Source organism: Peteryoungia ipomoeae, from assembly GCF_004912165.1.
Lineage (GTDB): Bacteria > Pseudomonadota > Alphaproteobacteria > Rhizobiales > Rhizobiaceae > Allorhizobium > Allorhizobium ipomoeae.
Genome location: NZ_STGV01000005.1, coordinates 141,074 through 163,464 on the forward strand (window position 1 = coordinate 141,074; position 22,391 = coordinate 163,464).

Annotated in this window: 23 protein-coding genes; 9 read left to right on the forward strand and 14 right to left on the reverse strand. The window is 60.9% G+C overall.

Annotation, left to right across the window (positions count from 1 at the left end; all coding sequences use genetic code 11):
- Positions 1-19 precede the first annotated feature (19 nt).
- The 6 genes from FAA97_RS15425 to FAA97_RS15450 all read right to left on the reverse strand — a co-directional run bounded on the left by FAA97_RS15425 (position 20) and on the right by FAA97_RS15450 (position 7,743).
- Entirely contained in the window at positions 20-1,156 is a 1,137-nt protein-coding gene (locus tag FAA97_RS15425) for a metallophosphoesterase (RefSeq protein WP_136599693.1), read from the reverse strand.
- Between the two features lie 164 nt (positions 1,157-1,320).
- Complete coding sequence (locus tag FAA97_RS15430; RefSeq protein ID WP_136599457.1) at positions 1,321-2,556, reverse strand: hypothetical protein; 1,236 nt, start codon at positions 2,554-2,556, stop codon at positions 1,321-1,323.
- A 129-nt stretch (positions 2,557-2,685) separates the two neighbouring features.
- A complete protein-coding gene (locus FAA97_RS15435; protein WP_136599458.1) occupies positions 2,686-3,234 on the reverse strand; it encodes a sarcosine oxidase subunit gamma in 549 nt (182 codons plus the stop codon).
- 10 nt (positions 3,235-3,244) lie between these two features.
- Positions 3,245-6,202 carry a sarcosine oxidase subunit alpha family protein gene (locus FAA97_RS15440; RefSeq protein ID WP_136599459.1) on the reverse strand — a complete coding sequence of 986 codons (2,958 nt, stop codon included), beginning with the start codon at positions 6,200-6,202 and terminating at the stop codon, positions 3,245-3,247.
- Positions 6,199-6,480, reverse strand: coding sequence for a sarcosine oxidase subunit delta (locus FAA97_RS15445; RefSeq protein WP_136599460.1), 282 nt, complete (start codon positions 6,478-6,480; stop codon positions 6,199-6,201). Before FAA97_RS15445 ends, FAA97_RS15440 begins: the two co-directional genes overlap by 4 nt.
- Before the next feature lie 9 nt (positions 6,481-6,489).
- Positions 6,490-7,743, reverse strand: a complete 1,254-nt coding sequence (locus FAA97_RS15450; RefSeq protein WP_136599461.1) for a sarcosine oxidase subunit beta family protein — start codon at positions 7,741-7,743, stop codon at positions 6,490-6,492.
- A gap of 245 nt (positions 7,744-7,988) precedes the next feature.
- On the opposite strand from FAA97_RS15450, the gene cysQ reads away from it, so the two are divergent.
- On the forward strand, positions 7,989-8,810 hold the full coding sequence (cysQ, locus tag FAA97_RS15455) for a 3'(2'),5'-bisphosphate nucleotidase CysQ (protein WP_136599462.1): 822 nt from the start codon (positions 7,989-7,991) through the stop codon (positions 8,808-8,810).
- A 105-nt stretch (positions 8,811-8,915) separates the two neighbouring features.
- Entirely contained in the window at positions 8,916-9,944 is a 1,029-nt protein-coding gene (locus tag FAA97_RS15460; protein WP_136599463.1) for a DUF2793 domain-containing protein, read from the forward strand.
- 31 nt (positions 9,945-9,975) lie between these two features.
- Here FAA97_RS15460 and FAA97_RS15465 read toward each other — a convergent pair whose 3' ends face one another.
- Positions 9,976-10,686, reverse strand: a complete 711-nt coding sequence (locus FAA97_RS15465) for a helix-turn-helix transcriptional regulator (RefSeq protein WP_246041513.1) — start codon at positions 10,684-10,686, stop codon at positions 9,976-9,978.
- A gap of 435 nt (positions 10,687-11,121) precedes the next feature.
- Between FAA97_RS15465 and sciP the strand changes: the two genes are divergently transcribed.
- Together sciP and FAA97_RS15475 are read left to right on the forward strand one after the other, a co-directional pair.
- Complete coding sequence (gene sciP / locus FAA97_RS15470) at positions 11,122-11,397, forward strand: CtrA inhibitor SciP (protein ID WP_136599465.1); 276 nt, start codon at positions 11,122-11,124, stop codon at positions 11,395-11,397.
- Between the two features lie 227 nt (positions 11,398-11,624).
- On the forward strand, positions 11,625-11,912 hold the full coding sequence (locus FAA97_RS15475) for a GNAT family N-acetyltransferase (RefSeq protein WP_136599694.1): 288 nt from the start codon (positions 11,625-11,627) through the stop codon (positions 11,910-11,912).
- 84 nt (positions 11,913-11,996) lie between these two features.
- On the opposite strand, the gene FAA97_RS15480 is transcribed toward FAA97_RS15475, so the two are convergent.
- Positions 11,997-12,347, reverse strand: coding sequence for a flagellar export protein FliJ (locus FAA97_RS15480; protein WP_136599466.1), 351 nt, complete (start codon positions 12,345-12,347; stop codon positions 11,997-11,999).
- 431 nt (positions 12,348-12,778) lie between these two features.
- Here FAA97_RS15480 and ctrA point away from each other — a divergent pair, with 431 nt between their 5' ends.
- Positions 12,779-13,480, forward strand: coding sequence for a response regulator transcription factor CtrA (gene ctrA / locus FAA97_RS15485; protein WP_054148338.1), 702 nt, complete (start codon positions 12,779-12,781; stop codon positions 13,478-13,480).
- A 159-nt stretch (positions 13,481-13,639) separates the two neighbouring features.
- Here the strand turns inward: ctrA and FAA97_RS15490 are convergent, their stop codons facing one another.
- Entirely contained in the window at positions 13,640-14,002 is a 363-nt protein-coding gene (locus FAA97_RS15490; RefSeq protein ID WP_136599467.1) for a response regulator, read from the reverse strand.
- Between the two features lie 111 nt (positions 14,003-14,113).
- Positions 14,114-14,755: a histidine phosphotransferase ChpT gene (chpT, locus tag FAA97_RS15495; protein WP_136599468.1), complete on the reverse strand. Its 642-nt coding sequence runs from the start codon at positions 14,753-14,755 to the stop codon at positions 14,114-14,116.
- A gap of 242 nt (positions 14,756-14,997) precedes the next feature.
- Between chpT and FAA97_RS15500 the strand changes: the two genes are divergently transcribed.
- Positions 14,998-15,534: a DUF1134 domain-containing protein gene (locus FAA97_RS15500; protein WP_425467428.1), complete on the forward strand. Its 537-nt coding sequence runs from the start codon at positions 14,998-15,000 to the stop codon at positions 15,532-15,534.
- 196 nt (positions 15,535-15,730) lie between these two features.
- Complete coding sequence (locus tag FAA97_RS15505) at positions 15,731-16,864, forward strand: coiled-coil domain-containing protein (protein WP_246041514.1); 1,134 nt, start codon at positions 15,731-15,733, stop codon at positions 16,862-16,864.
- A 69-nt stretch (positions 16,865-16,933) separates the two neighbouring features.
- Here FAA97_RS15505 and FAA97_RS15510 read toward each other — a convergent pair whose 3' ends face one another.
- On the reverse strand, positions 16,934-17,770 hold the full coding sequence (locus FAA97_RS15510) for a TrmH family RNA methyltransferase (protein ID WP_246041515.1): 837 nt from the start codon (positions 17,768-17,770) through the stop codon (positions 16,934-16,936).
- 5 nt (positions 17,771-17,775) lie between these two features.
- Positions 17,776-18,168, reverse strand: coding sequence for a hypothetical protein (locus FAA97_RS15515; RefSeq protein WP_136599471.1), 393 nt, complete (start codon positions 18,166-18,168; stop codon positions 17,776-17,778).
- Between the two features lie 169 nt (positions 18,169-18,337).
- On the opposite strand from FAA97_RS15515, the gene FAA97_RS15520 reads away from it, so the two are divergent.
- Both FAA97_RS15520 and rpoH read left to right on the forward strand, forming a co-directional pair.
- A complete protein-coding gene (locus FAA97_RS15520; protein ID WP_136599472.1) occupies positions 18,338-19,372 on the forward strand; it encodes an RluA family pseudouridine synthase in 1,035 nt (344 codons plus the stop codon).
- 260 nt (positions 19,373-19,632) lie between these two features.
- Positions 19,633-20,535 (forward strand): RNA polymerase sigma factor RpoH, encoded by a 903-nt coding sequence (rpoH, locus tag FAA97_RS15525; RefSeq protein ID WP_136599473.1) that lies wholly within the window; start codon positions 19,633-19,635, stop codon positions 20,533-20,535.
- Between the two features lie 66 nt (positions 20,536-20,601).
- Here the strand turns inward: rpoH and FAA97_RS15530 are convergent, their stop codons facing one another.
- Both FAA97_RS15530 and FAA97_RS15535 read right to left on the reverse strand, forming a co-directional pair.
- A complete protein-coding gene (locus FAA97_RS15530) occupies positions 20,602-21,393 on the reverse strand; it encodes an ABC transporter permease (RefSeq protein WP_136599474.1) in 792 nt (263 codons plus the stop codon).
- A complete protein-coding gene (locus FAA97_RS15535) occupies positions 21,390-22,298 on the reverse strand; it encodes an ABC transporter ATP-binding protein (protein ID WP_168801014.1) in 909 nt (302 codons plus the stop codon). The genes FAA97_RS15530 and FAA97_RS15535 overlap by 4 nt, the downstream gene beginning before the upstream one ends.
- Between the last annotated feature and the right edge of the window lie 93 nt (positions 22,299-22,391).

The following is a 22,391-nucleotide window of genomic DNA, read 5'->3' on the forward strand; positions in this document are numbered from 1 at the left end:
ACGTCTGATCTGGCTAGACTTACGTGCCACCATCACGCTGATGCCCAGCTCTCAACGTAAACTCCGTCAGCTCCGCCGGCACGCCGATCCTGAGCGCAAATCCGGGCCAGAGGCCGGTTCCGTTGTTGACGTAGAGCTGCATGGTGCCGACCTGGTAGAAGCCCGAGACATAGCCGTTGTTCGCGCGGGCGACGATCTGGTCGAGCCCCCGGACCATGCCGCCATGGGTGTGGCCGGAGAGCTGCAGAGCAACGCCCTGACTTGCCGCGCGCGCGGCAAGACGCGGCTGATGATCGAGCAGGATGATCGGTGCCTCCGGCGGCGCACCGCGCAGCGCCTTGGCAACATCAGGCTCGATCGCACCGGCCATGCGCGCCGAAAGGTCCGTGACACCCGCCACGACGAGCCGGCCATCACCGCGGGCGATCACCGCGTGTTCGTTGGCGAGGATCCGCATGTTGAGGCCGGGCAGATGGGCGAGCCAACGGTCGATTTCGAAGAAATACTCGTGATTGCCGGGCACCGTCAGCACCCCGTCCCGCGCCTTGAGGTCTGCCAAAGGCGCAATGTCTTCCCGCCGGATATCGACGCTGCCGTCGATCAGATCACCCGTGATGACGATCAGATCGGCATCAAGCGCATTTGTCTTCTCAACCACGCGCCGCGCCCAGTCGCGGGTAAAGAGCCGGCTGATATGGAGGTCCGTCAGCTGCACCATCCGGTAGCCGTCGAGATCGGGCGAAAGGCCAGGGATCGTCACCTCGATCTGTTTCAGTGGCGGCACGCGGATCGCCTGCGCAATCCCGAAGCTCGCGAGACCGACAGCCGCCACCCCCATGCCATAGCGGATACCGGGCGGAACCGCCGGGAAGGACCAGTTGACGGCAAAGATCAGGATGCTGATGATGTCGAGCAGAACCTGCATGGCGGCAAGCAGCACGATCGCCCCGAAAAACAGGTTGAAGCCAATCACCACCGGCCGCGGGAATTCCGGCGCAAACACCGATCCGGAGGTAAAGCGGCTGAAGAGATGATATTGCGAGGCAAGGAGCAAGAACGCTGCGAGCAACAGTTTCACGATCCACGGCCACGGCAAGGGCGCAATGAAGCGGGTTGCCACGATCAGCCAGGGCAGCGAAAACATCAGATGGAACATCAGGAAACCGGAATTGCGGCGGTCGATCACGTCGGGCGCAACTGCCCGGTCGCCGACCTGGGGTGGGGACAGACTTGCCCATATGGGGTCAGCGTCGGCAACGACAAGTGCAGGTGACGTGTTTCCGGCCTACTAAGCAAGGTCACGCTGCCGCGAAACACTCTCTAGCTATATTCGCGAAACGCGCGATAAGCCTGGTCAAGGGCTCCGAGACGATCATGGGTCGGCAGGAGGCTGAAAACCAATCGATCGCGACCGGACAACGGCAGGTGGTCGATAAGCCAGTCGGCGAGAAAAGCGGTCTCGTCTGCAGCGGCGAGCCGCAGGGCTTCATAGCCCGCAAGCCCGTCCAGCCGCTTCGCCAGAGCACCGCCACTGCCAAGATCCGCCAGGATCTCAGCCTTGAACGCGACGACATCGACGCGCATCGGACCATCCTCGACCGTGGCGAGCGGAGAGATCTGCACCGTTGCAAGCGCATCTGCCGGCAAGGGTCTGGGGCCACGTCGAAACAAGCCGTGCCGCTCGGGCGGCAGGAATTTGCCATCCCGGCAAAATCCCTCGACGGCTGCGATCTGAACAGCATGCTCGGCTTTGAAACTGAAGGTCCGCTGCTCCTGCGGACGCCCGCGCATTCCGTGACAGGAGGCGATCACCGCTGGCGCACCGGGCGAAAGATCGGCAGCGACAACAAAGGGAATGTCGAAGATCGCAAAATCGTCGGCACCAGGCGGAACTGCAGCCTTGATCGGCGCTTCACCGCAGGTCTCGAAGGCGCGGCCGACAGGGGCGATATTGGCGGAGACGAAGGCAGGATAGATGCGGTCGAAATCGATGGGATCCGACGGATAAGGCCGAGAGACGTATGGCTCGTCGCTGGCGGTCGCCTTGCGCGAGCCAATGAGGTTGGGCGGTCGACGGGCCGGATCGATCGCACGACCTTCCAGCGGCGAAAACGCAACCACATAATTTGGCAGAGTGTCGTGGCCATTCTCACCAGCGCCGGGCTCGGCCTCCCACTCGACCGCCGTCACGGTCACGGCATAGTCGCCATCGGCAAGCTCAAACCAGAACTCCTCGCTGTCGGCCGGATCTGTCATTTTTTCAACGCCGGGCAAGGCATCCGAATTGTCGACGAAGACCCGACCATCACGGACGCGATACGGGAAAACCCAACTCGGCCCGGCAAATTCCTGCTCCCGCGCGGTCATGTCTCCCGTCGTCAGCCGCAGCTTGAAGACGCCGTCCGATCCCGTACACCAGGCAATCAACCTCCGGGCAGCACTTTCCACCGGATAGACGAAGGTTTCGGCATACCAGGCGATTGGCCACTGCTCGGCATGGCCGAGATCCTCAGGGTGGAAAATCACAAGATGGGCGACGTCGGTCGCAAGCACCATCGTTTTCGAAACCTGCTGCACAACCACGCCCTTCCGGTCCCCGGCACATCACTGATCCAAGGAGTAGTATCGCCGAAGATTACCCTCAAGGTCAGTCGTCACAGGCCAGAGCACCGGTGAAAGCACCTGTCAGGCAAAGCCCGCTGTCAGCGCGAATTCCCGCCCCATCTCTGAGATTTCATCAAACAGGAAACCGGCAAAGCTGCGCATGACGATGATTTCGAATGTGTCCTGCCCCGTCCGGGCAAGGTTCGCCGCGACGTGGCAGATCTGACAATTCGTAGACTGCCCGATCGCGAAGACATCAGGATGAAGATCGAGCGCCGTGCATTTGGCAAGGATCGACCGCACCCTTGGTCCCCGGATGGCCAGCACAACCCTGCCATCGCTTTGGTCGACGAAGGAAAGACGGGGGCCAAGATCACGCAGGTATCGCTCGATCGTCTCCGCCGAGACGCTATCGCTGATCACCAGCCACTCGCCGGGGGCACAAAAGCGCAGATGCGTGTCTTCGAGATTGGTCAGCGCTTCCTCAATATCGGCCTCGTGACCCGCATGGGCGAGTGCGCTGATGACGACTGTCGAGCGAAGAATGGAGACGTGATGCGGATTGGGTGCGGCCTCGAAGCCGGAAATATGATCTTCGAGAACGTGGCGGGCGGCATAGGTCACCGGCATGATCGTCTCCTCACAGCTTCAGTTTCTTGTTGTCGGGGTCGACGAAGACGGGACTGACCACTTCGGCAAGCGTCTCTTCACCGCGCAGGCCGTCCCAGACCAGCACCTTCTCGCCAATCCGTTCCCGGCCCGATTTGAGGAAGGCGAGCCCGATCGTGTGGCCAAGCGTCGGCGAGTGGCAGACGGAGGAGACCCAACCCTGATCGTTCAGCGTCGATGGCTTGATGCCCTCGCGCAACAGATGCGCACCCGCCTGGAAGGACTTTTCCAGGTCGACAGGCTTGAGCCCGACGAGTTGCGGTCGATCGGCCGCGGTCAGGCCGAACCGGCTGGACAACCGCTTGCCGATGAAATCGTGCTTCTGGCCAGCGAACATCCGGCCGAGACCGACATCGTCAGGCGTCGTGCGACCGTCGATTTCGCTATGGGTGATGAACCCCTTCTCGATGCGCAAAACGTTGAGCGCTTCCAACCCATAGGCGCAGATGCCATGCGACTTGCCTGCCGCCATGATGGCATCGGCCACAGCCTCGCCGAAATTGGCGGGAACCGCGATTTCGAAGGCAAGTTCGCCGGAAAAGGAGATGCGGAAAAGCCGCGCCTTTAGGCCGCCCTTGAGCAAGACCTCGCGCGCGGAAAGATAGGGGAAGGCCTCATCGGAAATGTCGTCATCGACGAGAGCCTCAAGAATGATCCGCGCTTTTGGCCCGGCCAGCGACATCTGCGCCCACTGATCGCTGGAGGAAACAAAGCGTACGTCGAGACCTGGCCACAGCACCTGGGCGCAATATTCCAGATGCATCATCACCTCGCCGGCATAGGCCGTGGTGGTGGTGACGAAGAAATGCTCTTCCGACAGACGGCTGGTGGTGCCGTCGTCGAAAATCATACCGTCCTCGCGCAGCATCAGGCCGTAGCGCGCCTTGCCGACGGGAAGCTTGAGGAAGGCGTTCGAATAGACCCGGTTGAGGAACTCGGCGGCGTCCGGCCCGAAGACCTCGATCTTGCCGAGCGTCGAGACGTCACAGAGACCGGCATTGCTGCGGACATTGAGCACTTCACGATCAACGGCGTCGCGCCATTTCTTTTCGCCGTCGCGCAGGAAGAAGGAGGAACGGTACCAGGCGCCGGCTTCGACGAAGGTTGCACCATTGCGCTTCGCCCAGTTGTGCAGCGGCGATGTGCGCACGGGGCGGAAATGTTCGCCGCGCGACGCACCGGCCAGCGCTCCGAAGGAAACCGGCGTGTAGAACGGCCGGAACGTCGTCGTCCCGACCACCGCCGGCGAGACCCCGCGCATGCCGGCGATGATGCCGATCGTAGCGACATTGCCGAGTTTACCCTGATCGGTTGCCATGCCGCCGGTCGTGTAGCGTTTCGAGTGCTCGACATGCCCCATGGCCTCGCGCTGCGCGAGGCTCAGATCCTTGACATGCACGTCGTTCTGGAAATCGACAAAGGCTTTTGCCTTGGCGCCAGGGACATACCAGAGCGGCGAAAAATCATGTTTGCCCTCTCCTTCCAACTCCGGAAGGTCGACGACGCCGACGAGGAAGCCGAGGTCACCGATCGCATCATGCGCCTTTTCGGCACCATCGCGAAGGCAGGCCGCAAGGCTGGCATGGCCGGCAGCAGCCCCGGCGATCCGAAAGGCTGGCCCGACATCCGGCGCAAGAAACGCCTGGGCCTTCTCCGACCAGTAGGGCTTTGCGCCGCGCTGGCAGGCAAGATGCACGATCGGGCTGAAGCCGCCGCTCATCGCCAGCGCATCGCAGGCGATCTCCTCCTGATGGCCAACGCGCTCGACGATCACGCTCTTCAGACCGCGATAGCCCTTGGTATCGACGATACCGGCGCCCCTGATGACACGGAGACCCTGCGGCGCGATATCCTCGGATTGCGGTCTCCCGTCGATGATGGCGGCCACGTCGACGCCGGCGGCAACAAGATCCGCCGCGGTCCGGTAACCCGCACCACCATTGGTGAAGACGGCGACGGTCTGGCCAGGCGAAACGGCATAGCGATTGACATAGGTGCTGACGGCACCCGCCATCATCACGCCCGGCCTGTCATTGCCGCCAAAGACCAGCGGCCGCTCTTCGGCCCCGGCAGCCAGAATGGCGCGCTTGGCAACGATCCGCCAGAGGCGTTCGACCGGCAATTCCGGCGATGGCTGCGCCACATGCTTCTGCACCTTCTCGACAGCGCCGAAGACATTGTCGTCGTACCAGCCGAAGACGGTCGTGCGCGGCATCAGCGTCACGTTCGGCGTGTCCTGCAATTCCTTGAGAACAGCAGCCGCATAATCCGCAGCCGGCAGCCCGCCGACATGCAAGCGCTCGCTGAGCAGCGAGCCACCGAGACGAAAACCTTCATCGGCAAGGATCACGCGCAAACCGGCGCGTGCGGCCGCGCGCGCCGCCATCAGTCCGGTCGGCCCCGCCCCGATCACCAAGAGGTCGCAATGCGCCCAGGCCTTTTCGTAGCGGTCGGGATCCGGCAGGAATGGGGTGCGACCAAGCCCCGCGGCCTTGCGGATCAGCGGTTCATAGACCTTCTCCCAGAAAGGCTTCGGCCACATGAAGGTCTTGTAGTAGAAGCCGGCGGACAGGAACGGCGACAAGAGGCTGTTGACCGAGCCGATATCGTGCTTCAGCGATGGCCAGCGGTTCTGGCTGCGCGCCTCCAGCCCCTGATAGAGCTCGGTAACGGTCGCCCTCGTGTTCGGTTCCGTGCGCCCGTCCTTGCCGATGGTCACCAGCGCATTCGGCTCGGCCGAGCCGGCAGTGACGATGCCGCGTGGGCGGTGATACTTGAAGGATCGCCCAACCAACATCTGGTCGTTCGCAATCAGCGCCGAGGCCAGCGTATCGCCGTCATAGCCGGTATAGCTTTTGCCGTCGAAGCTGAAGGTCAGGCTGCGGCCGCGATTGACGAGGCCGCCGGACGTCAGACGGAACCCGGTCATTCCAAAACCTCCCCGGCCGCTGCGGCCGCATCCGTCACGCTGTAGACCTCATGGCTTGCCGCATTGTCCCGCTCGACGATCAGCCAGCGGCGGCAGCCGGCGGTGTGGTGCCAATGCTCGACGATCCGGCCTTTGTTGTTGTCGCGCAGAAAGACATAGGCATTCCAGGCGTCGTCGGAGGCGCCGGCTGCCGGTCGCACCGGGCTGGCACTGCCGCGAATGCTGAACTCTTCCTTGGGTCGGATGCCGCAATGCGGGCATGGGATCAGGCTGGCCATGGCAATGTCTCAATGCAGGTTCGGTTGCGGCCCCTTGCCGCCCTCATCCACGGCAAAGCCGCGTTCGAAGCGATCAAGGCGAAGCAGACGGGCCACGGGATGGGGTTCGTTCTTGGCAATCAGATGGGCAAAACAGAACCCGGAAGCCGGTGTCGCCTTGAAGCCGCCGTAGCACCAGCCGCAGTTCAGGTAGAGATTGTCGATCGGCGTGCGGTCGATGATCGGCGATCCATCCATCGACATGTCCATCGCGCCGCCCCAGCTGCGCAAGACCCTCAGCCGCGACAGGCCCGCGATCAGCGACACCCCCTCCTCCATCGTATGCTCGACGGTCGCGAGATTGCCGCGCTGCGCGTAGGAGGAATAGTAGTCGATATCGGCCCCGAAGACCAAGCCGCCCTTGTCCGATTGCGAGATGTAGAAATGCCCCGCACCGAAGGTGATGACCTGGTCGATGACCGGCTTGATGCCTTCCGAAACGAAGGCCTGCAGCACATGCGTCTCAATCGGCAGCTCAAGGCCCGCCATCTTGCCCGTGACCGAGGTATGCCCGGCCGTCGCCAGCGCCAGCTTGCCGCAGCCGATGAAGCCGCGCGTCGTTTCGACGCCGGTCACCTGCCCCAGTTCGTCGCGCCGGATACCGGTCACCTCACAATGCTGGATCAGGTCGACGCCCCGGCTGTCGGCGCCGCGACCATACCCCCAGGCCACGGCATCATGCCGTGCCGTGCCGCCGCGCCGCTGCAGAAGACCGCCCATGATCGGAAAGCGCGCATGGTCGAAATTCAAATACGGCATCATCTGGCGCACCTGCTCGCGATCGAGCAGTTCGGCGGCCACCCCATGCATCATCATCGCATTGCCGCGCCGCGCATAGGCATCCCGCTGGCCATCGGAATGGAAAAGATTGAGCACGCCGCGTTGCGACATCATCGCATTGTAGTTGAAGTCCTGTTCCAGCCCTTCCCACAGCTTCATCGACAGCTCGTAGAACGGCTCGTTGCCCTCGAGCATGTAGTTGGAGCGCACGATCGTGGTGTTGCGCCCGACATTGCCCGAACCGAGATAGCCCTTTTCGAGCACCGCGACATTGGTGATGCCGAATTCCTTGGCAAGATAGTAGGCGGTCGAAAGACCGTGGCCACCGCCGCCGACGATGATCACGTCGTAGTGGGGCTTGGGATCCGGTTCGCGCCACATCGGGGTCCAGTTGCGGTTCCCGGAAAGCGCCTGCCGGAAGATCGATAGAGCGGAATAACGCATCGGGCATCCTCTGGAGTATGCGCGCACCTTCGCACAGGCGACACAAAGAGCAAGCGCGATCAGGACGAAATATGTACCGTTTGCGACACGGCAGGCAAGGCCAATCCGGACCGATGCAGGATTGCGACACCCTCGCAGGCGACGGCCCGGCAGACTTCAACACGGCCTTCCCTTCCTCCTGCTGACGTTCTAGAATAACACCACCTCCCGGCAGGCGGGATCGCGACTTTTTCTGTGAGGTTCAGGTGACGAGCGGCGAAAATGTTCTCAGCGTGTTCGAGGACGCAGCGCTGGCTGCCGGTCGCGTGATCCTGGATATTTACCGCGCCGACCCCGAAATTCGCTGGAAAGGCGACGCCTCGCCCGTGACCGAAGCCGACGAGGCGGCGGAAAAGATCATTCTCGAAGCCCTGGCCATGGCACTGCCGGAGATCCCCATCATCGCTGAGGAGGAAGTGGCAGCTGGCCGCATTCCTGACATCGATGGTCGGCACTTCATCCTCGTCGATCCCCTGGATGGCACGCGGGAATTCATTGGCGGCCATGACGATTTCACCGTCAACATCGCCTTGATAGAGGACGGCAAACCGATTGCCGGCATCGTCTATGCGCCAGCGCTCGGCGTCGCCTATAGCGGGGCCTCGAGCCGTGCGGAAAAGCTTGAGATCGGGCCGGATTTTCATGAAACCGGCCGCCAGGAAATCCGCATTCGGACCGGCAGCGAGGGCAGTTGCGCGCTGATTTCACGCTCCCACAACTGCCGGGAAACGGACGACTACATCGACGCCACCGCCATCCTGGAGCGGCGCGCCGTGGGGTCCTCTTTAAAATTCTGCCTGGTCGCCGAGGGCAATGCCGATATCTATCCGCGTTTCAGCCCGACCATGGAATGGGATACGGCCGCGGGCGATGCGGTTCTTCGCGCAGCCGGCGGCCTTGTCACGACCCGCGATGGCGCACCCCTCACCTATGGCAAACATATCGCCGGGCTGCGACCATTTGAAAACCCGGCCTTCATCGCCTGGGGAGACCGCGCGAAAGCGGGGATGACCAGCCAAGAAAACTGAGCGATTTCAAGCATGGGCGGCTACGATTGTCCCCGGCCTCTGTGGATGCCGCACACTTCTCTCCGTTGATCAGCCGCCTGTTGCGGCCCCGCGAGGAGAACACCGATGTCAACTGACGCCACCAGCAATCTTGCCCTGCCCTTCATCCTCCCGTCGCAGGCGCAAAAGCACGTCACGCATAACGAAGCCCTGCAACGGCTTGATCTCGTGACCCAACTGACCATCTCCGCAAACCAGGCCACAGCGCCGGAGAACCCCGCCGATGGCGAAGTCTACGCGATCGGCGCCAATGCGACGGGTATATGGGAAGGAAAGGACGGGTGGCTGGCTGCCTGGCAGGATGGCGCCTGGGTCTATCTAGCGCCAAAGGCCGGATGGCGTGCCTATGTGAGACAAGAGGATGCCTGCCTCTATTTCGACGGCGAAACCTGGCAGGCCCTGCCACTGCCGGAGACTGCCACCTTCCAAAATCTTGGCATTGCCGCAACTGCCGACGAGATTAACCGCCTGGCGGTCTCATCGCCGGCAAGCCTCTTCAACCATGCAGGCGCCAGTCACCGCCTGAGCGTGAACAAGGCCGAGACCTCCGCCACCGCCAGCCTTGTTTTCCAGTCTGCCTGGACAGGCCGCGCCGAAATGGGACTGGCGGGCGAAGACAGTTTCTCCATCAAGGTGAATGGTGAGGCGACCGGCTGGCGGACTGCAATCAGTGTCTCGCCCGAGGGGTATGTCCGCCACGATCAGCGGCCGCATGCACGGGCGTCGCTTGCAACAGCAACACTGACCGTCGCGAGCGGCAGCTTCAGTGGCTTCGATCAGCTGCATCTTGCAGGTGGCGGGATGGCTTTTGGCAGCGTCGTTGCCGCGGGCCGCGGCAGCACGCTCCGCATCCCGGCCTCAGGGCTCTACATGGTAACGCTCTCTGTCTCGACACCCGCAACCACGCTGCAGACCGTGCATCTGAGCCTCAATGCAACCACCGACCTTCTGGGCCATTCCGGCACTGCGGGGGGCTCCAGCTCCTCGGCCATCGTCTGGCTGGAGATGGGCAATCATCTGTCGCTGCGTCACGCAAGCGCTGGGCAGATCGCCTTCGGCTACGGCAAGACGGAAATTTGCGTCGCCATGCTCTGAACCTGGAAACGCTGCCCTGATGGCAAATGCCTCAGAGCAGATTGTATCGACAGGCGCGTGCGACGGCTTGCATCCGGTTGACGGCCTCAAGCTTGCGCATTGCGCTTTTCAGGTAGCTGATGACCGTGTGGCTGGAGATGTCGAGAATGATTGCGATCTCGTCGCTGCTCTTGCCGGCGGCCGACCAGCGCAGACACTCCACCTCGCGGCCTGACAGGCGCTCCTTAGGCCCGACCTTCGGCACCAGAACCTGCGCGTGCATTTGAATAAGCTCCATCGCAGCCAACAGCAATTGGGCCGCGTCTTCACGCCCCGGCGCCCGCGCGCGGCCAGACAACAGCAGCAGATATTGTCCCTGCCCCCTGTCGCGCAGCAGCATGCCGATGTGCCCGACCACGCCATGCGCCGAAAACAGGCTGAACAGCTGTTGGCGCACGTCGATGCTTGCGGATCCAAGCAAAGGGTTTTCCACGAAAGAAACAGGCAGGATCGTCTGGCGGAGGGTCGACACCAGCTCGCTCACCGCAAAGACCTCGGCCCGCTCGTAGGCGGATCGCAGATCTTCCGGCCAATTCGTCGCGATCAGGTTGGCGGCAAACTCCGGCCCATCACCCGTGGGGAACCGTGCCAGTAGACAGTGTTCATAGCCAAAGTCGCGGCCAAGACTGGCGAATTCCCCGGCAAGCCAAGCTGACGGGTCTTGATCGAATACAGCCGCCCCTTGCCCGACATCGGCGTGCAAGCCTTGGTTCTGTTCCTCTATTGGCCTGTACATCATACTCCTTTCGACCGGGAAATGTCCCGACCGGCTCTTGCGAAACGGACACGTTTCTCCTCCAGCGCTACAACCTCTACAACCCGGAGCTGTCGCCGATCTTGCGATCGGAACCGGGCGGCCATTCTGCGGAAAGGAGAAAAAAAACGATCCGAATTTAAGCGAATCCGAAAATACCCCAAGAGAATTTGCACATTTATTTACCCTAAGCTAGCCCACAACCGTGCATAACTGCTGTGCGAAACCCGCAACTTTACGCAGGGTTAGACCGCGAATGAAGCTTCGTAAGGGACCACCAGCTGTGGAAAAGTATTATCAAATGCCTTCAATGGGCTTAGGCAATTTTTAAAGCATAGTGGCTAATTTGGCCGGGTGTGGTCTTGAGTATGTATAGAGAGTCCAATGACCGAAATGATCCGCCCCCGAGTGAAATATGTCATCGGCCCCGATGGCAGCCCCCTTACCATCGCCGATCTCCCCCCGGCCGATACGCGCCGCTGGGTTATCCGCAGGAAGGCCGAGGTTGTCGCGGCTGTGCGCGGCGGCCTTTTGAGCCTTGAAGAAGCCTGCGAACGCTATACTCTGACCGTCGAGGAGTTCCTATCCTGGCAGTCCTCCATCAATGACCACGGCCTGCCCGGCCTGCGGACCACGCGAATTCAGCAGTATCGCCACTAATTGAAGGCCGACCGTTTCTGCCGGTCGCACAATACCATTTCAGCAAGACGCACAATTGCGGAGCCGGTCGACACATGTCCGCCGGCTTCAATTGCATGTTCGCACACCAGCCAAAACCGATGAAGCCAGCGTGACGGACAGCCGACAGCGGGCCCGCAAAGCCTTCAAACTGCCGCAGCAAAGTACTAACTACGGTAGACGCCATCGCAAACCGGAGAGCCAAAATGATACAGATCGCCAATGAAGTGCACGCCTCAGGCGGTCGCTATGTCGCGAAAGTCGAGAATGTGTCGGAAAACGCGGAGATGACGTATTCCCGCGCCTCCCCGCAGCTGATCATTATCGATCACACGGGCGTTCCCGACAGCCTGCGCGGAACCGGCGTCGGACAGGCTCTGGCTCAACACGCGATCGAAGACGCGCGCCAGGGCGGCTGGAAGATCATCCCGCTTTGCCCCTTCATGAAGGCACAAATGGCGCGGCATCCGGAATGGCGGGATGTCTTGAGTGGTTGAATGCCTGCTGAAAAACGCAGGCAAGGTGGTCGCAGGCCGACTGCGACCACCTTGTAGATAGAAAGCCAGGAAAGAGACGCTGTCTCAGGCCCTGGCGCGCATCTGTCCGTCACGCTCTTCGAGCGCAGCGGCCTTTTGATATTCGGCTTCCGCTTCTTCCAGCGCTAGCTCGGCAGCGTCCTGCTGGACCCGCAATTCCCGGATCGAAACCTGGAGATTGTCTGCGCGCTGGCGTGCTGCCTTCGCGAAGGTCGGGTAGGCGAAATGATTCTGATCGGTAATGCCGGACTTTTTCTCCTCGATGCCGATCTGAGCTTCGAGCTCACCCGCCATCCGTTCGAATTCCGCCATCATCGACTGCAACTGCTGCAACTGCCGACGCTTTTCGGTGACCTGAAAACCTTTCAGGCGTACCAGGCTCTCACGCGACTTCATACGCAATACTCCCGTGATGCGAGACCCCCCGCCACACTTGCTACTCAACTCACCCGCCCACTGATCCAAAAAAAGTCCGCGGCGTTAACAAAAAGCTACCGTTGGTAACCTTTCGTTTACGGGCATCGTTAATGATAAGCCCGATCACTTAAGGGTCAGTAAATGCCAGGGCGTCGAAAACGTTCGTGACAATGATGAGTCAAATGAATCGGTTAGCGGGGTTTCCTGACGATCTGATTCAGGTGTGGCGATGACCAAAACACATTGAGAATCAGGAGGCTAAAATCTTTGCTTAATAAGTTCTGTGCTCTTGCCAGAGGGAATCAGAATTTGTTAACCATTTGGTGGCAGCCTTCAAATCAGGCAACGACTGGATCCGTATCGCGTAGGGGGCCTACTCGACCTTTTTGGCGGCGGTAAAGGGGATAATTATGCGGGTTCTACTCATTGAAGACGACAGCGCTACGGCTCAGAGCATCGAATTGATGCTGAAGTCGGAGAGCTTCAACGTCTATACGACTGACCTTGGTGAAGAAGGCGTCGATCTCGGCAAACTCTACGACTACGATATCATTCTGCTCGACCTCAACCTTCCCGACATGTCGGGTTACGAGGTTCTGCGCACCCTCCGCCTGTCAAAGGTTAAGACCCCGATCCTGATCCTGTCCGGCATGGCCGGCATCGAGGACAAGGTTCGCGGCCTCGGCTTCGGTGCCGACGACTACATGACCAAGCCGTTCCACAAGGACGAACTGGTTGCCCGCATCCATGCGATCGTCCGTCGCTCGAAGGGCCATGCCCAGTCGATCATTATCACCGGTGAACTGATCGTCAATCTCGATGCGAAGACGGTTGAAGTCGGTGGCCAGCGCGTCCACCTGACGGGCAAGGAATACCAGATGCTCGAACTGCTCTCGCTTCGCAAGGGCACGACGCTGACGAAGGAAATGTTCCTCAACCACCTCTATGGCGGGATGGACGAACCGGAACTGAAGATCATCGACGTCTTCATCTGCAAGCTGCGCAAGAAGCTCGCAAATGCTGCCGGTGGCGCAAACTACATCGAAACCGTCTGGGGCCGCGGCTATGTGCTGCGCGAGCCGGATGGCGCGGAATACATGGAAACCGCCTGATACCAGGCCCTCTCCATCGCCTTCGAAAGACCCGCGCCCAGCGCGGGTTTTTTGTTGCCTCAGCTTGGAGCGCCTTCGGAAAGCGGACTGCGGATGCCAAAACGGGCAGCGCGCAAGGCACCACCCGTCTTCTGATATCAGGAATTGATCAGGGCCGCCTTAAGCAGCCACAGCCTTGTCGCCGAAGGTCTTGGTCAGGATCGCGCGGTCAAACGGCTTCAGCAGGAAATCATTGGCCCCTGCCCGCTTGCCAGCCATCATGATCTTCAGCTCGGCTTCGACAACGCAGTAGTAGATCAGTACCGCCTTGCCATCCGGCAGGGCGCGCACATTGCTGATGAGGTCGAGGGCGTCATCCATTCCGGCGTCCACGATCATGAGGTCGGGCAGTTGGCGCTCGCATTTGACCAGGCCTTCACGCCCGCTAGCCGCTTCAATGACCTCGAAACCAAGTTCAGTCAGGATTTTTCGACCGACCTTGCGGACGATATCGGAGCCATCTGCGATCAACATACGCTTCATGGGCTCTACTCCCTTTGGAAAACACAGAAATTATATCACGACAGGGTAATAGATCCCGCCTAAGGAAAGGTTACTCCTGACGGGATGGACCTTTCCCAGGATGGCACAGAATTAAGCCACGGCGGCTGTGAACGTGATCTCGCCTTCGCCCTGGACGCAATCGAGATCCATGCCGCACTCATCAGCGAGAAGCACTGTGTAATAGGGTTGGATAGAATGGGCGTCGACCGCCTCTTCCAGCTGACCCTTCAGGATTTCCTGATATTTCGGCGGAATGCGCAGCATGCGGCCCTTGGCGATGATCGAGAACTTTGCCTGATTTTCCGGATCGTCCAGCACAATGTCCAGCGAGCCGCCGCGCGGGATGGCACCATAGGCGACGAGGAAGAGGTTGAGCAGGAGCTTGACCCGGTTCTTCGGAATGATCGCCCGGGGACCGGTCCACGTCACCTCGGTCTTCTTTTCCGCAGCAGCAAAGTCCTTCGCCGCCTTCTCCGCCTCGCCGGTATCGATCGATGCGCCGACAGAGCCCGAAGCTCCGAAGGCAAGACGCGCAAACTTCAGCCGGACAGAGGCATTGAGCGCACTGGTGCGGATCAGGTCCATGGCGTCGCTGTCAGCGCCGCCTTCGTCGAGGAGTTCAAGGCCGTTGTTGATTGCTCCAACTGGAGAGATCACGTCATGGCAGACGCGGCTGCACAGGAGCGCGGCCAGGTCCGGTCCGGCCAGCGTGAGGTTTGCATTTTTCGCCATCGATTTCTCCAGAGGTTGCCCTTCTACGTCTTGCCGCGGCACTGTCGCGCATCATCGTGTCCGGAACGAGTTTGTTTCGGCCATAATGACACCATATTTGGTAAACCGATTATTAAGATCATCTTCGCTAGGGTCGAATACCCCGACACAACGCGCCGAAACCTCTCGGCGACGCATATTAGGAGGCGACAATGCGCCAGCATAAACGCGGTATACCTCACGCAGCGCATCTCGTTGTGACCATGGCTCTCGTCCTTGCAAGCCTCGTCTTCAGCAGCAGGCAGGCTGAGGCCGACGGCGAGTATACCGTGCAGGAAGTGGTGGACGCAGGCCACGGCTTTTTCGGCGAGACCAGCGGCGCGCTCGCCAAAGTGCTGGAGCAGGCCTTCGAGCGCTATGGCTTGCCAAACGGCTACATCCTCGGCCAGGAAGGCTCAGGCGCTCTGATCGCCGGGCTCACCTATGGCGAGGGCACACTTTATACAAAGAATGTCGGCCAGCATAATGTCTTCTGGCAGGGTCCCTCGCTTGGCATCGACTATGGCGGCAACGGCACGCGCGCCATGATGCTCGTCTATGATCTGCCGAATGTCGACAGCCTCTACACGCGCTTCGGTGGAGTGAGCGGTTCGGCCTATATCGTTGCCGGCGTCGGCATGACCGTCCTCAAAAGCCGCGATGTTCTGCTCGTGCCGATCCGCACCGGCGTTGGCGCCCGCCTCGGCGTCAATGTCGGCTATTTGAAGCTGACCCCTACCCCCACCTGGAACCCCTTTTGAGTTAGACAGCGGTAAGCAGGCTTCGCATTAACGCGGCTCCTGCTCCGCTGTTAGGCATAATGCGCGAAAACCGTTTGGCTGTGATGGTCGTCCTTGCGGGCGGCGGCGCGCCATGATTAAATAATCGCTAATAGCTGAACACGAACGCCGTGGCTCTCTCGTGATTGAATACGCGCTTATTTTCGCATTAGGATTTATGGCCTCGGCGCTTCTGGTGATGCTCATCGCTCCAGCAGTGCACAAGCGGATCGTTGCCTACACGGAACATCGGCTGAAAGCCACGATGCCGCTCAGCCCGCAAGAGATCCGGGCGCAGAAGGACATGGTGCGCGCCCTTTACGCAGCGCAAAATGCCCGCACCCTCCACGATCTGACCGTCGAACGCGAAAAGGCGACCGCGCTGACCCTCCAGTCGGATGCTGTTGGCCAGGAAGCCGCAAAGCTGCTTTCGGAAACACGCGAGTTGAAGTCCCAGATCGAGGACATGAGCACGGAGGCTGCCGATTTGCGGTCGCGCCTTCGCCGCGCCGAGATCGACACGATCACGGCAAGCGAAACCATCAAGCGTCTCGAAATGGCGGTGACGGAAAAGGATATCGAACTCGAAGCCCGCGTGTCGCGCATCGGGCGCCTGGTCAACGACATCGACCACATGCGCATCGAAGCCAGCAACCGCGAGACGGAAATTGAATCGCTGAAAAGCCGCCTGCTCACCATTCGCGACGAACGCGAGGACCTGCGGCGCGAACAGAAGCTGCTCGCCAAGCGGGCGAAAGACGCGGAATTCCGCCTCGCCCAGGAAGAGCACAAGGTTTTGCGGCTTGAAGACCACATCGCCCGCGATGCGGCCGAGCGTGCCGATCTTGCCTCGGCGCTCGAGCGTCGCCAGCGCGAACTCACCGACCTCAAGGTCAGACTGAAAAAGAGCGCGGCCGAACTGCGTCAATCTCAGCGCGCGCTGCGTGATGCCAATATTGCTCTGCCGGATCTCAAGGAGGTCGCCATGGACGACGACCGCAAGGACATCCCGCAACTCGACACGAGTGAACTGGAAGCCTCTGTCAGAAGCCGCCAGGCAAGCCTGACCGAGCGCCTGATGTCGACCACCTCAAGCGCCAATGACGCTGCCTTGCGCGATGCGCTTGGCGATATCGGCGCCCGCATGGTTACGCTCACCGCATTGCGTGAGGGCAGCAAATCGCCGATCCCATCACTTCTGGCTGCGCCGAAGCGCCATTCGACGTCGACAATCAGTCTGGTTGATCGCGTCGTTCAACTCGAGCCGCGCCTGCTGCGCGCGCAGGACGACCTGCCAACCGCCGCAGAATAATAATATAGGGTGCGCGCAAAGTGCACCCTGTCTCCGCTCCATAGGCTGGAAAGCATTACTTTCAGAAGGTCAGGCAAGACGGCCCATGGCGCGGGAAATCGCGTGGAGGGCGATGCCGCTTGCCGTGCCGACATTCAAGCTATCGAGATCCGGCGCCTGCGCGATCCGGGCGGACTTGAAACGGCTGAGGATCGATGCAGGGAGCCCCTCGCCTTCCGTGCCCATGACAAGCGCCACGCGACGGGCAGGCTCTATATCGCCAATCTCGATCGTACCAGCGGGTGACAGTGCCCAGATCTCGAAGTTCTGTTCGGCCAAGGTGCGAAGCAGCCCATCCGCCGATCCGGCCCGCGCATAAGGGGTGGTGAGCACGGAGCCGACCGAGACCCGCAGGGCCTTGCGGTAAAGCGGATCGCAGCAGGTTTCGTCCAGCAGCACGGCATCGGCGCGAAAACCGGCGGCATTGCGAAACAGCGAACCGACATTGTCGTGGTTTGAAATGCCGCAGCCGACAAGCACCAGCGACTGGGCGCCCAGCCCGCCGATCAGCGTCTCGGGTGATGGCGGGGAACGTCGGGAACCGAGCGCCAGAACGCCGCGATGCAGGTGAAAGCCGGCAATGGCATCAAGAACGGCCGCCTCGGCGATATAGACAGGGATATCCTCTGGAAATTGAGCGAGAATCTCCTCAAGGCCGGCCTGCCGGTTCTTGAGGATGAGGAGCTTCTCGGCGGACACCGCCCCACCGGCGCGATGCGCCTTGGCGAGCATCGAGATGACAACGGTACCCTCGGCAATGAACTGGCCGTGGCGACCGGTCAGATCCCGCTCGCGGATGCCGGTGAACTCGGCGATCCGCGGATCTGCGGCGTCGGTAATCTCGATTGCGGGCGTGAACCGAGCCACGGCGATCAGTTACCGGTGAAACCAACCTCGGCGATGAAGCGACCGAGCGTAAGGTCATAGACCAGTGCGGTGCGACGTCCGCCGGCATTTTCGCCATCGACAAGGATCTGGCTGCCTGCAAGGGACATCGAGAGGATGCGGAAACCGGCAGGGAGATTTGCCGTCAGCGCCAAAGGCTGATCGGAGGGCACGACGAGACCGGATTGAGTGGAGGTAGCGGCGGCGGGTGCCGTCTCGCTCTTCTGGGTCAGCTTGTAGACAATCGAAACGAGCACCGCGAGGAACATGACAGCCATGATGCCACCAGAGATCAGCTGGAGCTTGATCATCTTGCGGCGCACGCCCTCCATCACCGGATCAAGCGGCTTGTCTTCCTGCTGGTCGTCGATATGGGCCATGCTCTGGGTCTCGTCCTTGGTTGTCCGCGTGGTCTAACACTTTCCCCGACGCGAACCTTCGGAGAAAATCGACCGGCAAAACCGGCTGTCGATTGTCGAAATCGCCTGTCTGTGCGAAAGGCTGCCACTCAAGGCCGCATCGCCGGTCGCTTGCAGACGGGATGACATGATGACCGACCCCTTTAACGAAGGTGCCGCCTCAAGGAAAGAGCTGATTGCCGGTGACGATGCCGAGGGCCGCATCGATGCCTGGCTGACGGCTGCTCTTGGCAAGGAATTCTCGCGCAACCGCGTCAAGGCGCTGATCGAACAGGGCGCCGTTCAGTTGAACACGGTTCTGCTCGATAGCCCCAATCGCAAGATCAAGCCCGGCGACAGTGTCGTGATCGATCTGCCAGCGCCGGAAGACCCGCAGCCAAAGGGCGAAAACATTCCGCTCGAGATCCTCTATGAGGACAGCGACCTGATCGTGATTGCCAAGCCGCCCGGCCTTGTCGTCCATCCGGGCGCCGGCAACTGGCATGGCACACTGGTCAACGCGCTTATCTACCACTGCGGCGATAGCCTGTCGGGCATCGGCGGCGTCAAGCGGCCCGGCATCGTGCACCGTCTCGACAAGGACACCTCGGGCGTCATGGTCGTCGCCAAGAACGATATCGCCCACCGCCATCTGTCCGACCAGTTTGCAGATCATGGCCGCACCGGTCCGCTGGAGCGCGCCTATCGCGCCGTTGTCTGGGGCCGCCCCCGCACGCTTGCCGGCACCATTGACGCGGCCCTTGGCCGCTCGGGCGCAGACCGCACGAAGCGCACCGTGAAGCGTGAAGATACCGATGACGCCCGCGAGGCTATCACCCACTACACCGTGCTGGAACGCTACGGTGAAAAGCCGGATGCCAGCTGCCTTGCCTCGCTCGTCGAATGCCGTCTTGAAACGGGGCGAACCCACCAGATCCGCGTGCACATGGCCCATATCGGCAACCCGCTGATCGGCGACCAGGAATATGGCGCCGCCTTCAAGACCAAGGCAAACCTTCTGCCGGAAGAGGCTAAACGCGCGGTCAACAAATTCCACCGCCAGGCACTGCACGCCTATCTGCTTGCCTTCGAGCATCCGACAACAGGCAAAACCATGCGCTTCGAGGCACCGGTGCCGGCAGACCTGCAGAAGGTGATCGACGCGCTGAAGGGGATGGAGGCCTGATCGGGGCACCATCTGAACGCGGTGAAGAGACCCAATAGCGACCGGGATTTTCCGTCACAGCATGACCAACTAGGGAAAATTGCTCGCAATTCCATTGCGCACAAATTATTTTGGCTTTCACGCCTCTGTGACGGAACCTTTCCCTTGTATCGCTATTTTGGCATACTTATCTCTCATCAGGATTTCTGTGGGATAGAGAGGTCCACGGAGATTGAGCTCGCCGTTTCCTTTGGGAGCTCTCGGAAAAAAGGGGGTGCTTTATGGCCCGCAGCACATTGCCATCGATCACAGCCGGCGAAGCTGGTCTCAATCGATACCTGGATGAAATCCGCAAGTTCCCGATGCTGGAACCGCAAGAAGAATACATGCTTGCCAAGCGCTACGCCGAACACGGCGACCGTGATGCTGCGCACCGGCTGGTCACCAGCCACCTGCGTCTCGTCGCGAAGATCGCCATGGGCTACCGCGGCTACGGCCTGCCGATCGGCGAAGTGGTGTCCGAAGGCAATGTCGGCCTGATGCAGGCGGTGAAGAAGTTCGATCCGGAGCGCGGCTTCCGCCTTGCGACTTATGCCATGTGGTGGATCAAGGCCTCGATCCAGGAATATATCCTGCGGTCCTGGTCGCTCGTGAAGATGGGCACCACCGCCAATCAGAAGCGCCTGTTCTTCAATCTGCGGCGCCTCAAGGGCAAGATCCAGGCCATCGAGGAAGGGGATCTTCGCCCTGACCAGGTGACGGAAATTGCCACCAAGCTGAAGGTGTCGGAAGAAGAAGTCATCTCGATGAACCGTCGCCTGTCCGGTGACGCCTCACTGAACGCACCGCTGCGCGCCAGCGAAGGTGAAAGTGGCCAATGGCAGGACTGGCTGGTCGATGACCACGAAAGCCAGGAAACCGTGCTGATCGAGCAGGATGAACTCGACACGCGGCGCAACATGCTGAAGCGGGCGATGGGCGTTCTCAACGAACGCGAGCGCCGCATCTTCGAGGCAAGGCGTCTGGCGGACGATCCGGTGACGCTGGAAGACCTGTCGACCGAATTCGACATCAGCCGTGAACGTGTCCGGCAGATCGAGGTCCGCGCCTTTGAAAAGGTGCAGGAAGCGGTCCAGAAGGATGCACTGGAACGTGCCAACGCATTGCGCGTCGTCGAAGCCTGACGTCCAAACACCAACCCATCCGATTGAAAAGCCGCCCGGCAAAACGGGCGGCTTTTGTGTTTCGGCCTATTCGCTCGTCAGCTGCTGCCTCTGGAAGCAGGCAGCGCCGCCAAGAAACAGCAGAGCAAGCCAGACAAGCAGGCTGATTGCGCCAAACCCCGCCTGTGCTGTCGAGTCGCCCGAGACGATGAAGCTGCGGAGGAATTCGGCGCCGTAGCTCGGCAGCGGCAACGCATCGGCATCACTGCCCAGATAGAGATGCACCATGCTCGAACCGAGGATCAGCAGGAACGCGAGGATGATCGCCGGCATCATCGAGCGGAACACCGTCGTGATGAGGCCGACAAAGGCGGCGAGAACGGCAAGCTCCAGTAGCGCGGCCATGAAGGCAAGCACGAGACGCGATGCGGAAGAGGCCGCAAGCGAGACAACCGCCCCCTGCCCTTCAAGCGCAGCCCGCGTAAGATTGACCAGCATGTCACCGAGACCAGCGACAAGAAGGGACGCTGCAAGCGCGACAAGGCACACGAGAAACTTTGCGCCGTAAAGCTGCAATCTCGAATGTCGTGGCACCAGCAGCCGCCAAGTGGCATAGCGATATTCGGTGGCAAACACAGTCCCGATACCGATGGCGTACAGCAGGTGGCCAAGCGTATTGCCGGAGATGCTCATCGCCTTCGCCGCGGACAAGTAGAGGTCGATGCTCCCTGTCGGCATGCGCCCCATGCGCCAGACCGCAATTGCTTCCAGCCCGATCTTGAAGGTGATGGTCAGGAAGACGATGCCGAAGAAACCAAAGAACAGGGCGCCCGGCTGGCGCAGCAGCTTGCGCATCTCACCGCTCAAAAGGGCCATCATGGGCGCGCCTCCCGGGTTTCGGAGAGGAAGACCTGCTCCAGGTCCGACCTGACCCACTTTGCTTCGTGAACGCGTGCGCCTGACCGGATGATTGCCTGCAACATGTCGGGAACCTCGCTGGCCTCAAGACGAACGAAGACACCACCCTCCTGCAGCTCGGTCTCATGGTTTATCGACGCGGCAACCGCCTGCGGATTGTCGACCCGCAGATGAAAGCGTCCCTGCTCACGGGTGAGGTCAGCCACCGCACCTTCCGCCGCAAGCCGGCCATGATTGATGATCACAACGCGGTCGCAGACGCGTTCGACCTCCGCCAGCAGATGGCTGGAGAGAAGCACGGCCAGCCCATCCTTTTCCGAGAGGTCCCGGATCAGTGCCCGCACCTCCTGGATACCATCGGGATCGAGGCCGTTTGTCGGTTCATCGAGCACAATCGCCTCGGGCCTGCCGATCAGCGTGCAGCCGATGCCGAGCCGCTGTTTCATACCGAGCGAAAAGCCTGCAACCTTCTTGTCGGCGGCTGCAAAGAGCCCAACCCGGCGGAGGATCGGCTCCACTTCGGACCGGTTGTTCTCGGCCCTGCCCAGCATGTCGAGATGTTCGCGCGCGGTCAAAAAGGGATAAAGCGCCGGCGCCTCGACCAGCATGCCAAGCCGGCGACGGTTTTGCGGTCCAGCGGCTGCACCAAAGATACGGATCTCGCCGGCATCCTGCCGGATCAACCCTGCAATGATCCTGAGCAATGTGCTTTTGCCCGCCCCATTCGGACCAAGCAATCCCACCACCTCCCCTGCGTGAACCGAAAGAGACAGGTCATCAAGCGCCAGCACACTGCGATTGCCCCTTCCGAAGCGCTTTCGCACATCGACAACCTGCAAGGCCAAACCAGCGGCAGACACTCCCATGTCGTAAGGTTCCTCCGACCGCTGAGGCAAACCAACCGCCATAGTCTCTCCCTTCCAGATATCGCATCAGCAATGCGCTCGCTGCGCAATGGG

What these genes read in the sequence shown, in the direction of transcription:
- chpT (WP_136599468.1), bottom strand. Translation starts at nt 14,755, where the DNA reads ATGGCGAAAAATGCAAACCTCACGCTGGCCGGACCGGACCTGGCCGCG.
- sciP (WP_136599465.1), top strand. Translation starts at nt 11,122, where the DNA reads ATGACCGAAATGATCCGCCCCCGAGTGAAATATGTCATCGGCCCCGAT.
- FAA97_RS15440 (WP_136599459.1), bottom strand. Translation starts at nt 6,202, where the DNA reads ATGACCGGGTTCCGTCTGACGTCCGGCGGCCTCGTCAATCGCGGCCGC.
- FAA97_RS15505 (WP_246041514.1), top strand. Translation starts at nt 15,731, where the DNA reads ATGGCCTCGGCGCTTCTGGTGATGCTCATCGCTCCAGCAGTGCACAAG.
- FAA97_RS15500 (WP_425467428.1), top strand. Translation starts at nt 14,998, where the DNA reads ATGGCTCTCGTCCTTGCAAGCCTCGTCTTCAGCAGCAGGCAGGCTGAG.
- FAA97_RS15480 (WP_136599466.1), bottom strand. Translation starts at nt 12,347, where the DNA reads ATGAAGTCGCGTGAGAGCCTGGTACGCCTGAAAGGTTTTCAGGTCACC.
- rpoH (WP_136599473.1), top strand. Translation starts at nt 19,633, where the DNA reads ATGGCCCGCAGCACATTGCCATCGATCACAGCCGGCGAAGCTGGTCTC.
- FAA97_RS15425 (WP_136599693.1), bottom strand. Translation starts at nt 1,156, where the DNA reads ATGTTCCATCTGATGTTTTCGCTGCCCTGGCTGATCGTGGCAACCCGC.
- FAA97_RS15520 (WP_136599472.1), top strand. Translation starts at nt 18,338, where the DNA reads ATGACCGACCCCTTTAACGAAGGTGCCGCCTCAAGGAAAGAGCTGATT.
- ctrA (WP_054148338.1), top strand. Translation starts at nt 12,779, where the DNA reads ATGCGGGTTCTACTCATTGAAGACGACAGCGCTACGGCTCAGAGCATC.
- FAA97_RS15530 (WP_136599474.1), bottom strand. Translation starts at nt 21,393, where the DNA reads ATGATGGCCCTTTTGAGCGGTGAGATGCGCAAGCTGCTGCGCCAGCCG.
- FAA97_RS15460 (WP_136599463.1), top strand. Translation starts at nt 8,916, where the DNA reads ATGTCAACTGACGCCACCAGCAATCTTGCCCTGCCCTTCATCCTCCCG.
- FAA97_RS15430 (WP_136599457.1), bottom strand. Translation starts at nt 2,556, where the DNA reads ATGGTGCTTGCGACCGACGTCGCCCATCTTGTGATTTTCCACCCTGAG.
- FAA97_RS15450 (WP_136599461.1), bottom strand. Translation starts at nt 7,743, where the DNA reads ATGCGTTATTCCGCTCTATCGATCTTCCGGCAGGCGCTTTCCGGGAAC.
- FAA97_RS15515 (WP_136599471.1), bottom strand. Translation starts at nt 18,168, where the DNA reads ATGGCCCATATCGACGACCAGCAGGAAGACAAGCCGCTTGATCCGGTG.
- FAA97_RS15435 (WP_136599458.1), bottom strand. Translation starts at nt 3,234, where the DNA reads ATGCCGGTGACCTATGCCGCCCGCCACGTTCTCGAAGATCATATTTCC.
- FAA97_RS15535 (WP_168801014.1), bottom strand. Translation starts at nt 22,298, where the DNA reads ATGGGAGTGTCTGCCGCTGGTTTGGCCTTGCAGGTTGTCGATGTGCGA.
- FAA97_RS15490 (WP_136599467.1), bottom strand. Translation starts at nt 14,002, where the DNA reads ATGAAGCGTATGTTGATCGCAGATGGCTCCGATATCGTCCGCAAGGTC.
- FAA97_RS15445 (WP_136599460.1), bottom strand. Translation starts at nt 6,480, where the DNA reads ATGGCCAGCCTGATCCCATGCCCGCATTGCGGCATCCGACCCAAGGAA.